Source organism: Streptomyces sp. NPDC005017, assembly GCF_042873115.1.
Lineage (GTDB): Bacteria > Actinomycetota > Actinomycetes > Streptomycetales > Streptomycetaceae > Streptomyces.
On sequence record NZ_JBIALD010000026.1, the window covers coordinates 77,722 to 90,321 of the forward strand.

At 70.7% G+C, this 12,600-nt stretch carries 12 protein-coding genes and 1 riboswitch; of the genes, 11 read left to right on the forward strand and 1 reads right to left on the reverse strand.

Features of this window, described 5'->3' with window-relative positions; translation table 11 throughout:
- Window positions 1-51 precede the first annotated feature (51 nt).
- Complete coding sequence (locus ACFYR0_RS30650) at window positions 52-687, reverse strand: murein hydrolase activator EnvC family protein (RefSeq protein ID WP_389335212.1); 636 nt, start codon at window positions 685-687, stop codon at window positions 52-54.
- 269 nt (window positions 688-956) lie between these two features.
- On the opposite strand from ACFYR0_RS30650, the gene rpsB reads away from it, so the two are divergent.
- The 11 genes from rpsB (at window position 957) to ACFYR0_RS30705 (ending at window position 12,549) form a co-directional block, all read left to right on the forward strand.
- Window positions 957-1,844 (forward strand): 30S ribosomal protein S2, encoded by an 888-nt coding sequence (gene rpsB, locus ACFYR0_RS30655; RefSeq protein WP_389335215.1) that lies wholly within the window; start codon window positions 957-959, stop codon window positions 1,842-1,844.
- A gap of 182 nt (window positions 1,845-2,026) precedes the next feature.
- Window positions 2,027-2,863 carry a translation elongation factor Ts gene (gene tsf / locus ACFYR0_RS30660; protein WP_389335218.1) on the forward strand — a complete coding sequence of 279 codons (837 nt, stop codon included), beginning with the start codon at window positions 2,027-2,029 and terminating at the stop codon, window positions 2,861-2,863.
- 195 nt (window positions 2,864-3,058) lie between these two features.
- Window positions 3,059-3,817, forward strand: coding sequence for a UMP kinase (pyrH, locus tag ACFYR0_RS30665; RefSeq protein WP_389335221.1), 759 nt, complete (start codon window positions 3,059-3,061; stop codon window positions 3,815-3,817).
- Window positions 3,818-3,960: 143 nt separating this feature from the next.
- On the forward strand, window positions 3,961-4,518 hold the full coding sequence (gene frr / locus ACFYR0_RS30670) for a ribosome recycling factor (protein WP_386378019.1): 558 nt from the start codon (window positions 3,961-3,963) through the stop codon (window positions 4,516-4,518).
- Window positions 4,518-5,678, forward strand: coding sequence for a phosphatidate cytidylyltransferase (locus ACFYR0_RS30675; RefSeq protein WP_389335224.1), 1,161 nt, complete (start codon window positions 4,518-4,520; stop codon window positions 5,676-5,678). Before frr ends, ACFYR0_RS30675 begins: the two co-directional genes overlap by 1 nt.
- A 169-nt stretch (window positions 5,679-5,847) precedes the next feature.
- Window positions 5,848-6,294: an SRPBCC family protein gene (locus ACFYR0_RS30680; protein ID WP_389335227.1), complete on the forward strand. Its 447-nt coding sequence runs from the start codon at window positions 5,848-5,850 to the stop codon at window positions 6,292-6,294.
- A gap of 170 nt (window positions 6,295-6,464) precedes the next feature.
- A complete protein-coding gene (gene rlmN / locus ACFYR0_RS30685; RefSeq protein WP_389335230.1) occupies window positions 6,465-7,571 on the forward strand; it encodes a 23S rRNA (adenine(2503)-C(2))-methyltransferase RlmN in 1,107 nt (368 codons plus the stop codon).
- A gap of 34 nt (window positions 7,572-7,605) precedes the next feature.
- Window positions 7,606-7,713: riboswitch (TPP riboswitch) on the forward strand.
- Between the two features lie 79 nt (window positions 7,714-7,792).
- Window positions 7,793-8,875, forward strand: a complete 1,083-nt coding sequence (locus tag ACFYR0_RS30690) for a thiamine ABC transporter substrate binding subunit (protein ID WP_389335233.1) — start codon at window positions 7,793-7,795, stop codon at window positions 8,873-8,875.
- Window positions 8,851-10,512, forward strand: coding sequence for an ABC transporter permease (locus tag ACFYR0_RS30695; protein WP_389335236.1), 1,662 nt, complete (start codon window positions 8,851-8,853; stop codon window positions 10,510-10,512). Before ACFYR0_RS30690 ends, ACFYR0_RS30695 begins: the two co-directional genes overlap by 25 nt.
- Window positions 10,512-11,531 carry an ABC transporter ATP-binding protein gene (locus tag ACFYR0_RS30700; protein ID WP_389335239.1) on the forward strand — a complete coding sequence of 340 codons (1,020 nt, stop codon included), beginning with the start codon at window positions 10,512-10,514 and terminating at the stop codon, window positions 11,529-11,531. The genes ACFYR0_RS30695 and ACFYR0_RS30700 overlap by 1 nt, the downstream gene beginning before the upstream one ends.
- 232 nt (window positions 11,532-11,763) lie before the next feature.
- Window positions 11,764-12,549, forward strand: coding sequence for a maleylpyruvate isomerase family mycothiol-dependent enzyme (locus ACFYR0_RS30705; protein WP_389335241.1), 786 nt, complete (start codon window positions 11,764-11,766; stop codon window positions 12,547-12,549).
- Window positions 12,550-12,600: the final 51 nt, after the last annotated feature.

Consider the following 12,600-nt stretch of genomic DNA (forward strand, 5'->3'; position numbering starts at 1 on the left):
TCGTAGAGGGGCGCGGGGAACTGCGCGACCGGCCCACCACGACGCGCGGGGTCACGCCGACCCACCCCCGCCAAGCCCTCGCGGAGACACCGGCAGCAGCCGGGACGGCCCCCGCCGCAGCAGCCACGGCGGCAACAGGGAGAGCGGATCGAGATAGGCGTCCCCGCGTCTCAGCCCCCAGTGGACACACGGCCGCACACAGTGCGACCCCGCCGCCTCCACCGTGCCGATCACCTGCCCCGCCGACACCTCGTCCCCCTCCCGCACAGCCGCCCGCACGGGCTCGTACGTCGTCCGCAGGGGCGGCTCACCCGTGGCGGTCAGGGCCACGGACACCACCCCCTTTCCGGCCACCCGCCCGGCGAAGGACACCCGCCCCGCCGCGACGGTCCGTACCGGTGTCCCGGGCGCCGCGGCCAGGTCGACGCCGCGATGGCCGGCGGCGTACGGCGTGGGCGGGGGCTGCCAGCCGCGCAGGACCGGCGGACGCGCCCCCACGGGCCAGCCCCGGGCCAGCGGCGGAACGCGTTCCGCCGACGGCGGAGCGGGCCCGTACCCGGGCACGGCCCCAGGCCCGGCCCCGGACACGAGCGCGGGCGCGAAGGCCGCCGCCGAGGAGGTGAGCAGGGTCAGGGCCAGCCCCAGCAGCAGGCCCCGCATCAGATGGACGTATCGAGTCAGTCGCATGGCACGAGCGTCGGCCACCCGGCCGAGAACCGCCGCGACCTGTGCACCCTCGACCGCTTGTGGACAGCGGCGTCACCCGGCACCTCTCGGGTTCCGTATACTTCTGGTGGCGACCCGGGCCACCGGGTCGACTTCGCACGCCCCGACGTCGGCGGTCAGCCGCCGGCGTCTCGCGCCCCTCGGTCCTTCGCGGCAGGCGCATCGGGAGCGTCAGGCGCGGGAGCCGTCCGGCACCCGCGGCACAACCGAGAAACATGAGGAGAACGGCCATGGCCGTCGTCACGATGCGGGAGCTGCTGGAGAGCGGCGTCCACTTCGGTCACCAGACCCGTCGCTGGAACCCGAAGATGAAGCGCTTCATCTTCACGGAGCGCAACGGCATCTACATCATCGACCTGCTCCAGTCGCTGTCGTACATCGACCGCGCCTACGAGTTCGTCAAGGAGACCGTCGCCCACGGCGGCACGGTCATGTTCGTCGGCACGAAGAAGCAGGCGCAGGAGGCCATCGCCGAGCAGGCCACCCGCGTCGGCATGCCCTTCGTCAACCAGCGCTGGCTGGGCGGCATGCTCACCAACTTCTCGACCGTCTACAAGCGTCTGCAGCGCCTCAAGGAGCTCGAGCAGATCGACTTCGAGGACGTCGCGTCCTCCGGTCTGACCAAGAAGGAGCTCCTGGTCCTCTCCCGCGAGAAGGCCAAGCTCGAGAAGACCCTCGGCGGTATCCGCGAGATGCAGAAGGTGCCCAGCGCCGTCTGGATCGTGGACACCAAGAAGGAGCACATCGCGGTCGGCGAGGCCCGGAAGCTCAACATCCCCGTCGTCGCCATCCTCGACACCAACTGCGACCCCGACGAGGTCGACTACAAGATCCCGGGCAACGACGACGCGATCCGCTCCGTCACCCTGCTCACCCGCGTGATCGCCGACGCCGTCGCCGAGGGCCTCATCTCCCGCTCCCGTGTCGCCACGGGTGACAAGGGCGAGAAGGCCGCCGGCGAGCCGCTCGCCGAGTGGGAGCGCGACCTGCTCGAGGGTGAGAAGAAGACCGAGGCCGCTCCGGCCGCCGAGGCTCCGGCTGCCGAGGCCGCTCCGGCCGCCGAGGCTCCCGCCGCCGAGGCCACCGAGGCTCCGGCCGCGGACGCCGAGCAGGCCTGACCCGTCAGCGTCAGTGTTGACGGCGGGGGCCACGGCTTCACCCGCGCCCCACAGGCGCGGTGAAGCCCGCCCCCGCCGTTCACCCGTGGATCAGCGGAATGTCAGGGGACCCGGCTACATCCGGAACCAAGACTCCGTAGATCTTCGAGATCTTCCAGACTTCGAGAAAGACTCACAGACTCATGGCGAACTACACCGCCGCCGACGTCAAGAAGCTTCGTGAGCTCACGGGCGCCGGCATGATGGACTGCAAGAAGGCCCTGGACGAGGCCGACGGCAACGTCGACAAGGCCGTCGAGGCGCTGCGCATCAAGGGCCAGAAGGGCGTCGCCAAGCGCGAGGGCCGCTCCGCCGAGAACGGCGCCGTGGTCTCGATCATCGCCGACGACAACTCCTCCGGCGTCCTCGTCGAGCTGAAGTGCGAGACGGACTTCGTAGCCAAGGGCGAGAAGTTCCAGGCCGTGGCCAAGGCCATCGCCGACCACGTCGCCAAGACCTCCCCGGCCGACCTCGAGGCCCTGCTCGCCTCCGAGATCGAGGCCGGCAAGACCGTCCAGGCGTTCGTGGACGAGGCCAACGCCAACCTCGGCGAGAAGATCGTCCTCGACCGCTTCGCGCAGTACGCCGACGGCTTCGTGCTCGCGTACATGCACCGCACGATGCCCGACCTGCCCCCGCAGATCGGTGTCCTCGTCGAGCTCGACAAGCCGAACGCCGACGTGGCCAAGGGCATCGCCCAGCACATCGCCGCCTTCGCGCCGAAGTACCTCGCCAAGGAGGACGTCCCGGCCGAGGTCGTCGAGACCGAGCGCCGCGTCGCCGAGGAGACCACCCGCGCCGAGGGCAAGCCCGAGGCCGCGATCGCCAAGATCGTCGAGGGTCGGGTCAACGGCTTCTTCAAGGACGCGACGCTGCTCGGCCAGCCGTACGCGCTCGACAACAAGAAGTCGGTCCAGAAGGTCCTGGACGAGGCCGGTGTCACCCTGAAGCGCTTCACGCGCATCAAGGTCGGCATCTGAGTCCGTACCGGGACCGACGCGCGACCCGCGGCGGACTGCCGCTAGGGTCGACCGCAGTCGTCCGCGCACACCGCCCCGCGCGCGTGTGACGGACGACAGCAGATCTGACGAGGAGGCCATTGCCAGCATGGGAAGCACACCCCGGCGGCAATGGCCTTCTTCGTATGTGCAACACGTGAAAGAGGCGGGATCTCCATGACCACGAAGGCCCAGAAGAGCGACGACGGCAAAGTACGCGGCCGGTACATGCTGAAGCTGTCCGGAGAGGCCTTCTCCGGCGGCGGGGGCCTGGGCGTGGACCCCGATGTGGTACACAAGATCGCCCGTGAGGTCGCCGCGGTCGTGCGCGACGGCGCCCAGATCGCGGTCGTCATCGGCGGCGGCAACTTCTTCCGCGGTGCCGAACTCCAGCAGCGCGGCATGGACCGCGCCCGCTCGGACTACATGGGCATGCTCGGCACCGTGATGAACTGCCTCGCCCTCCAGGACTTCCTGGAGAAGGAGGGCATCGACAGCCGGGTGCAGACCGCCATCACCATGGGCCAGGTCGCCGAGCCGTACATCCCGCTGCGCGCCGTGCGCCACCTGGAGAAGGGCCGCGTGGTCATCTTCGGCGCCGGTATGGGCATGCCCTACTTCTCCACCGACACCACCGCCGCCCAGCGCGCCCTGGAGATCGACGCCGAGGCGCTGCTGATGGGCAAGAACGGCGTGGACGGGGTCTACGACTCCGACCCGAAGGCCAACCCGGACGCGGTGAAGTTCGACGCCCTCGGCTACGGCGAGGTCATCACGCGCGACCTCAAGGTCGCCGACGCCACGGCCATCACGCTCTGCCGCGACAACAAGCTCCCGATCCTCGTCTTCGAGCTTCTGGCCGAGGGCAATATCGCTCGCGCGGTCAAGGGTGAGAAGATCGGCACGCTGGTGGGTGACCAGGGCACCCGGGCCTGACCGGAGATTCACCCGGAGCCCGGCCGGGGATGGACAATGTCCTACCGGTCGGGAACCGTGCAGAAGAAGACGCGACGCAGCCGGCCGCCGCCCCCGACGAGGTACCGCAGCCGGGCCTTACTCAAGACACGCAGGAGCAAGTGGTGATCGAAGAGACCCTCCTCGAGGCCGAGGAGAAGATGGAGAAGGCCGTCGTGGTCGCCAAGGAGGACTTCGCCGCGATCCGCACCGGCCGTGCGCACCCGGCGATGTTCAACAAGATCGTGGCCGACTACTACGGCGCACCGACGCCGATCAACCAGCTGGCCTCGTTCTCCGTACCGGAGCCGCGCATGGCGGTCGTGACCCCGTTCGACAAGACCGCGCTGCGCAACATCGAGCAGGCGATCCGTGACTCGGACCTGGGCGTCAACCCGAGCAACGACGGCAACATCATCCGTGTGACGTTCCCCGAGCTCACCGAGGAGCGCCGCCGCGACTACATCAAGGTCGCCAAGGGCAAGGGCGAGGACGCCAAGGTGTCCATCCGCTCCGTGCGCCGCAAGGCCAAGGACGCCATCGACAAGCTGATCAAGGACGGCGAGGTCGGCGAGGACGAGGGCCGTCGTGCGGAGAAGGAGCTCGACGACACCACCGCGAAGTACGTCGCCCAGGTGGACGAGCTCCTGAAGCACAAGGAAGCGGAGCTGCTCGAGGTCTGATGAACGACTCTTCCTGGGGAGCGCCGCCACAAGCCGGGTACTGGGGGCCGTCCGACCAGGGGCCTGGCCAGGGGTATGTCCAAGGGGCTGCCCCGGCGGGTCCCGCGTACGATGCGCCTCAGGCGCAGCAGACTCGCCCCATGCCCATCGTTCCCGACGTACCCGTGTTCGGCGGAGACCAGGATGACGACCGGGGGGCCGCTCGGCCGAGTGGCCCCTTGTTCCGCGACGAAACGCCGCACGCGCGGCCGTACGACATGCCGCAGGCGCAGCCCTCCCGGGCGGTGCCGCAGAATCCGGAGCCCATGCCCGACGCCCCGCAGCCGGCGCCCGCACCGCAGAAGAAGAGCGCGGGCCGGGATCTGGGTGCCGCGATAGGGGTCGGCGTCGGTCTCGGCGCGGTGATCGTGGCGTCGCTGTTCGTCGTCAAGGCCGTGTTCGTCGGTGTCGTCGCGGTCGCCGTCGTCGTCGGTCTGTGGGAGCTGACCAGCAGGCTGGAGGAGCGCAAGGGCATCAAGGCGCCCCTCGTGCCGCTGGCGCTGGGCGGTGCGGCGATGGTCGTCGCCGGATACGCCCGGGGCGTCGAGGGCGCCTGGGTGGCGATGGCGCTCACCGCGCTGGCCGTCCTGGTCTGGCGTATGTCCGAGCCGCCCGAGGGCTATCTGAAGGACGTCACGGCGGGTGTCTTCGCCGCGTTCTACGTGCCGTTCCTGGCCACCTTCGTCGCGTTGATGCTCACCGCGGACGACGGGGCCTGGCGGGTGCTGACGTTCCTGCTGCTGACCGTGGTCAGCGACACCGGCGCGTACGCGGTCGGCTGGCGCTTCGGCAAGCACAAGCTCGCCCCGCGCATCAGCCCCGGCAAGACCCGTGAGGGACTGCTCGGCGCGGTCTCGTTCGCCATGGTCGCCGGGGCGCTGTGCATGGAGTTCCTGGTCGACGGCGGCAGCTGGTGGCAGGGTCTGCTGCTCGGCCTCGCGGTCGCGGCCAGCGCCACGCTGGGCGACCTCGGCGAGTCCATGATCAAGCGGGACCTGGGCATCAAGGACATGGGCACCCTGCTGCCGGGCCACGGCGGCATCATGGACCGGCTGGACTCGCTCCTGCCGACTGCCCCGGTCGTCTGGCTGCTGCTGGTGCTGTTCGTCGGCTCCGGCTGATCGTTCCTTCGGCCGTACGTCGGTATGGTCGAACATCCACGCGATGTCGAGCCCTCGCCCCTCCCGGGCGGGGGCTCGACCGCGTTCCCGGGGCGTTGGCCGCCCACTGTGCCGGGTGGGACGATTTCGGTGTACGTCCGCACAGGAGGTCACCTCACAGGGGGTCGCCATGACCGCCATCCGAGAATCCATCGACGTCGACCGCACGCCCGAAGACGTCTTCGCGTATGTCACCAACCCCTCCCACCTGCCCGAGTGGCAGTTGAGCGCCGTCACGGCGGAGCAGCTGGACGAAGGGCCGATGCACCCTGGCTCCCGGGTCAAGGTCACCCGTCGCCTCGGCAGCCGCGAGGTCCCGATGACCGTGGAGTTCGACACGCTCGACCCGCCGTACAGCTGGGACCTGCACGGAGTCGAGGGCCCTGTCAGGCCGCGCACCCACGGCTCGATCGAACCCCTCGACGACGGACGCCGTTCCCGGGTCACCATCGAGATCGACTTCGAGGGCCACGGACTGGGCAAGGTGCTGCTGCCCCTCGTCGTGCGCCCCCAGGTCCGCAAGGAGCTGCCGAAGGACGAGCTGCTGCTCAAGCAGCGGCTGGAGCAGCACACGTAGCCCGCGAGCCCGCACAGCCGACGCGGCTCGCACAGTCCACGCAACCCGCGTGGCCCTTTCGGGCCCGCAGGTCGACGCCCCGGCCGGAATGTCCGGCCGGGCCCCGGGATGCACCGGCGAGGCACTCGCATCGCAGGCCACCCGTAACGATCTGCGACACTGGAAGGGTTATGCCGAAGCCCGGAGAACTCACCTTTGTCGCGCCGCGCGGAGCCAAGAAGCCGCCGCGGCATCTCGCCGATCTCTCGCCCGCCGAACGCAAGGAGGCGGTGGCCGAGGTCGGGGAGAAGCCGTTTCGTGCCAAGCAGCTCTCGCAGCACTACTTCGCGCGGTACGCCCATGACCCGCAGGAGTGGACCGACATCCCCGCCGGTTCGCGCGACAGGCTGCGGGAGGCGCTGTTCCCCGAGCTGATGACCGTCGTGCGGCATCTGTCGACGGACGCGGGGACCACCCGCAAGACGCTGTGGCGGCTGTTCGACGGCACGCTCGTCGAGTCCGTGCTGATGCGCTACCCGGACCGGGTGACCATGTGCATCAGCTCGCAGGCGGGGTGCGGGATGAACTGCCCGTTCTGCGCCACCGGGCAGGCCGGACTGGACCGGAACCTCTCCACCGCGGAGATCGTCCACCAGATCGTGGACGGGATGCGCGCCCTGCGGGACGGCGACGTCCCCGGCGGGCCCGCGCGGCTGTCCAACATCGTCTTCATGGGGATGGGCGAGCCCCTCGCCAACTACAAGCGCGTCGTCGGGGCGATCCGTGCCCTGACCGACCCGGCTCCCGACGGGCTCGGGCTCTCGCAGCGCGGTATCACCGTGTCGACCGTCGGGCTCGTGCCCGCGATCCACCGGTTCGCCGACGAGGGCTTCAAGTGCCGGCTCGCGATCTCCCTGCACGCCCCCGACGACGAGCTGCGCGACACCCTCGTCCCCGTGAACACGCGGTGGAAGGTGCGCGAGGTGCTCGACGCCGGGTTCGAGTACACGGAGCGGTCCGGCCGCCGGCTGTCCATCGAGTACGCCCTGATCCGGGACATCAACGACCAGGCCTGGCGTGGTGACCGTCTCGGCCGGCTGCTCAAGGGCAAGCCCGTGCATGTCAACCTCATCCCGCTGAACCCGACGCCGGGCTCGAAGTGGACCGCCTCGCGTCCCGAGGACGAGAAGGCGTTCGTGGAGGCCATCGCCGCGCACGGGGTGCCGGTCACCGTCCGGGACACCCGGGGACAGGAGATCGACGGGGCCTGTGGCCAGCTGGCGGCCACTGAGCGATAATCTGGCAGCGTCCGCCCAGGACAGTCACATCTTCATATTCCGACAGGGGAGCGCCACAGCGCTGAGAGTGCGGCAACCGGGCCGCAGACCCTCTGAACCTTGCCCAGGTCATTCTGGGTAGGAAGTTCGGTCATCACTCAAGCTGTTGCGCCCTGCCCGGACGCCCTCAGGGGCCCCGGGCGGGGCCGCGTCTCTTCCTGGTCCATCCCAGGAGGAATCCAGTGCACACCAAGACGTTCGTCGCCGCGGCCGTCGGCCTCGGCCTGGTCACGCTCTCCGCGTGCGGGTCGTCCGACTCCGGCTCCGGCTCCGACGGCCAGGACTCCAAGACGGTCACCCTGGTCAGCCACAGCTCGTGGGCCGTCTCCAAGGACGTCCTCGCCGCCTTCGAGAAGGACTCCGGCTACAAGGTCAGGGTCCTGGAGGACGGCGACGCGGGCCAGGCCGTCAACAAGGCCATCCTGACCAAGGACAACCCGCAGGGCGACGTGTTCTTCGGCGTCGACAACACGCTGCTGTCGCGCGCGCTCGACAACGGCCTCTTCGAGTCCTACGAGGCCCAGGGCCTGGACCGGGTCGGCGCGGACTACCAGCTCGACAAGGACGAGCACCGGGTCACGCCCGTCGACTACGGCGACATCTGCGTCAACTACGACAAGCAGTACTTCGCCGACCACAAGCTGGCCCCGCCGGCCACGCTGGACGACCTGGTCAAGCCGGCGTACAAGAACCTCCTCGTCACCGAGAACGCCTCCACCTCCTCGCCCGGCCTCGGCTTCCTGCTCGGCACGGCCGCGCGCTACGGGGACGACGGCTGGCAGGACTACTGGACGAAGCTGAAGGCCAACGGCGTCAAGGTCGTCGACGGCTGGGAGCAGGCGTACAACGAGGAGTTCTCCGGCTCGGCCGGCGGCAGGGCCGCGAAGGCGGAGCGGCCGCTCGTCGTCTCCTACGCCTCCTCGCCGCCCGCCGAGGTGATCTACGCCGACCCGAAGCCGAAGGCCGCGCCCACCGGTGTCGCCGAGGGCACCTGCTTCCGGCAGATCGAGTTCGCGGGCCTGCTGAGCAACGCGAAGAACGCCGAGGGCGGCAAGAAGCTGATCGACTTCCTGGTTTCGGAGAAGTTCCAGTCGGACATGCCGCTGAACATGTTCGTCTACCCGGTGACCGAGGGCGCGCAGGTGCCCGCCGAGTTCACCGCGTACGGCCCCGCCGCGAAGGACCCCGAGACCATGGACCCGGCGAAGATCGCCGAGAACCGTGACGACTGGGTCAGGGCATGGACCTCGCTCGTAGTGAAGTAGCCCGCGTGAGGAGCGCGGCGCGGCTGGGGCTCATGGCCCTGCCCGTCGCGTTCTTCGGGCTGTTCTTCGCCTACCCCGTCGTCGCGATCGTCCAGCGCGGACTGCGGGTCGACGGGGCCTGGCAGTTCGGGCGGATCGGCGAGGTGCTCGCCGATCCCGGCATCCGGCAGGTGCTGTGGTTCACCGCCTGGCAGGCGCTCGCCTCGACCGCGCTCACCCTGCTGATCGCGCTGCCCGGCGCCTATGTCTTCGCCCGCTTCGAGTTTCCCGGCAAACAGGTGCTGCGGGCGGTGGTGACCGTGCCCTTCGTGCTGCCGACCGTGGTCGTCGGCACCGCCTTCCTCGCCGTCCTCGGCCGGGGCGGCCTGCTGGACGAGCTGTGGGGCGTACGGCTGGACACCACCGTGTGGGCGATCCTGCTCGCCCATGTCTTCTTCAACTACGCGGTCGTCGTGCGTACCGTCGGCGGGCTCTGGGGTCAGCTCGACCCGCGGCAGGAGGAGGCCGCGCGGATGCTGGGCGCGTCCCGCCTCACCGCGTGGCGCACGGTCACCCTGCCCGCCCTCGGGCCCGCCGTCGCCGCCGCGGCCCTGATGGTCTTCCTGTTCACCTTCACCTCCTTCGGTGTGGTGCAGATCCTCGGCGGGCCGACCTTCTCCACGCTGGAGGTCGAGGTCTACCGGCAGACCACCGAGATCTTCGATCTGACCACGGCCGCCGTGCTGACCCTGGTGCAGTTCGCCGCGGTGGCCGCCATCCTCGCCGTGCACGCGTGGACGGTACGGCGGCGCGAGAGCGCCCTGCGGCTGGTGGACGCGGCCGGGACCGCGCGACGGCCGCGCGGGGCGGGGCAGTGGACCCTGCTCGCGGGGGTGCTCGTCTCGATCGTGCTGCTGCTGGTGCTGCCGCTGGGGGTGCTGGTGCAGCGGTCCCTCAAGGCCCCGGACTTCGGCTACTACCGGGAGCTGACCTCCTCCGACGGCGGTGTCTTCCTCGTGCCGCCGATCGACGCGATCGGCAACTCCCTCTCCTACGCCGCCGTCGCCACCCTCGTCGCCGTCCTGATCGGCGGTCTCGCCGCGGCCGCGCTCACCCGGCGCGACGCCGGGCGGCTTGTGCGCGGTTTCGACGCGCTGCTGATGCTGCCCCTCGGGGTGTCCGCGGTGACGGTCGGCTTCGGCTTTCTGATCGCCCTCGACGAGCCGCCGCTGGACCTGCGGTCCTCGTGGCTGCTGGTGCCGCTGGCGCAGGCGCTGGTCGGGGTGCCGTTCGTGGTGCGGACCATGCTGCCGGTGCTGCGGGCGGTGGACGCCCGGCTGCGGGACGCCGCGACCGTGCTCGGGGCGTCGCCGTGGCGGGTGTGGCGGGAGGTGGACCTGCCGCTGGTGCGGCGGGCGCTGCTGGTCGCCGCGGGGTTCGCCTTCGCCGTCTCGCTCGGCGAGTTCGGGGCCACCGTGTTCATCGCGCGGGCCGACAACCCGACACTGCCGGTCGCCGTGGCCAGACTGCTGTCCAGGCCCGGAGACCTCAACTACGGCCAGGCCATGGCCCTTTCCACGATTCTCATGGTGGTGTGCGCCACCGCTCTGCTCCTGCTGGAGAAAGTGGTGGTCGTGGATCGGACGGGGGAGTTCTAGTGCTGCTCAGCTGTGAAGAGGCGACCGTGCGGCTCGGCGGACGGGCGGTGCTGGACGGGGTCGGCCTGGAGGTGGCGGAGCACGAGATCGTGTGCGTGCTCGGCCCGAGCGGCAGCGGCAAGTCGACCCTGCTGCGGGCCGTCGCCGGGCTCCAGCTGCTGGACGCCGGGCGCGTGCTGCTGGACGGCCGCGACCAGCGGGGCGTGCCCGCGCACCGGCGCGGCGTCGGGCTGATGTTCCAGGACCACCAGCTGTTCCCGCAGCGGGACGTGGGCGGCAACGTGGCCTTCGGGCTGCGGATGCACGGTGCCTTCAAGGAGCGGCAGCGCGAACGGGTAGGGGAGTTGCTCGACCTCGTCGGGCTGCCGGGTGCCGAGCGGCGGGCCGTGGCCGCGCTGTCCGGCGGTGAGCAGCAGCGGGTGGCGCTGGCCCGGGCGTTGGCGCCGCGGCCGCGGCTGCTGATGCTGGACGAGCCGCTGGGCCAGCTCGACAGGTCGCTGCGCGAGCGGCTCGTCGTCGAACTGCGGGAACTGTTCGGCCGGTTGGGCACGACCGTGCTGGCCGTCACCCACGACCAGGGCGAGGCCTTCGCGCTCGCCGACCGGGTCGTGGTGATGCGCGAGGGGGGCATCGCCCAGGCGGGTACGCCCCTCGAGGTGTGGCAGCGGCCCGCGGACGAGTTCGTGGCACGCTTCCTCGGCTTCGACAACGTCGTCCCGGCGACCGTGACCGGGGAGGCCGCGGACACGCCCTGGGGCAAGCTGCCCGTCCCGGAGGGAGCTCCGCAGGGAGCCCGTGCCGTGCTCGTACGGCCCGCCGGGGTGCGGTTGGTGCCGGTGGCGGACGGGCTGCGCTGCACGGTGACCGCGCGTACCTTCCGCGGCACCCATGTGACGGTTCACCTCCAGCCTGCTGAGGGGCCCCGGCTGGAGGCGGCCTGCGCGCTGCGGGACGCGCCCGAGGTGGGGGACGAGGTGGCTGCCGTCTTCGACGGGGCGGAGGTTGTGGTCCTCGGGTGATCTTTGACGCGGTTGGGGCTGTGGCTGTGTGCGGTTGCGGTCCGCGTCCGCCCCAGCCCCGCCGCAGTTGCGGTCGCGCGGCCTGCGGGGGCGTCGGGTGGTTGCGGCAGGTGGGTGCCGGAGACGTGGGGTGGTCGCGGCAGGCGGCTACCGCAGGGTGCGGTGCGATGATCGGACCGGCGCTGTGGAAAACCTGGAGCCGGTCGATCACCCGGCTCCTATCGTGAAACGCATGACGCGACTCACTCATGATCGGTACTGCGACGAGATCACCCACCAGGTCGGCCTGCTGCGGTCCCTGGTGACCTCCGGCGCCGACCTCGCCGCCCCGGTCCCGACCTGTCCCGAATGGACGGTCCGGGAGCTCGTGGAGCACACCGGAGGCGCCCTGCGCTGGGTGGATGCGCTTGTACGCACCCGGGCCTCGCAGGACATCCCGGAGGAGGAGATCCCGCTCGTCGACGGCCCCGTCGTCAAGGGGGACGTCGCGGCCCTGGACGCCTGGCTCGCCGAAAGCGGTGACCTGGTCACCTCGGCGCTGCGGGAGGCCGGGCCGGACGCCAAGGTGTGGTCCTGGGCCTGGACGTCCGACACGGGCTTCTGGGCCCGCCGGATGTGCCACGAGGTCACGGTCCACCGCGCTGACGCGACCCTCGCGGCCGGCCTGCCCTACGAGGTCGCGCCCGAGGTGGCCGCCGACGCGGTCGACGAGTGGCTCCGGATAGTCCAGTGGCTGGAGCGCGAGCAGCCGATACGGCCGGAGGTGCCCGGCAGCACGGTCCACCTCCACGCCACCGACACCCCGGCCGCGCTGAACGCGGAGTGGATCATAGAGCTGCCCGGTGACGGGGTCGTCTGGCGACGCGGCCACGAGAAGGCGACCGTCGCGCTGCGCGGCCCGCTCACCTCGGTGCTGCTCGCCTTCTACCGCAGGGTCCCCCTGGACAGCCCGGGACTGGAGGTGCTCGGTGAGCGCGAACTGCTGGAGTTCTGGCTGGAGCGGGCCACCTTCGAGTGACCCCGGACGACGGGCCGGGCCGATGGCCCGGGGCGATGACCCGCTCCTCCT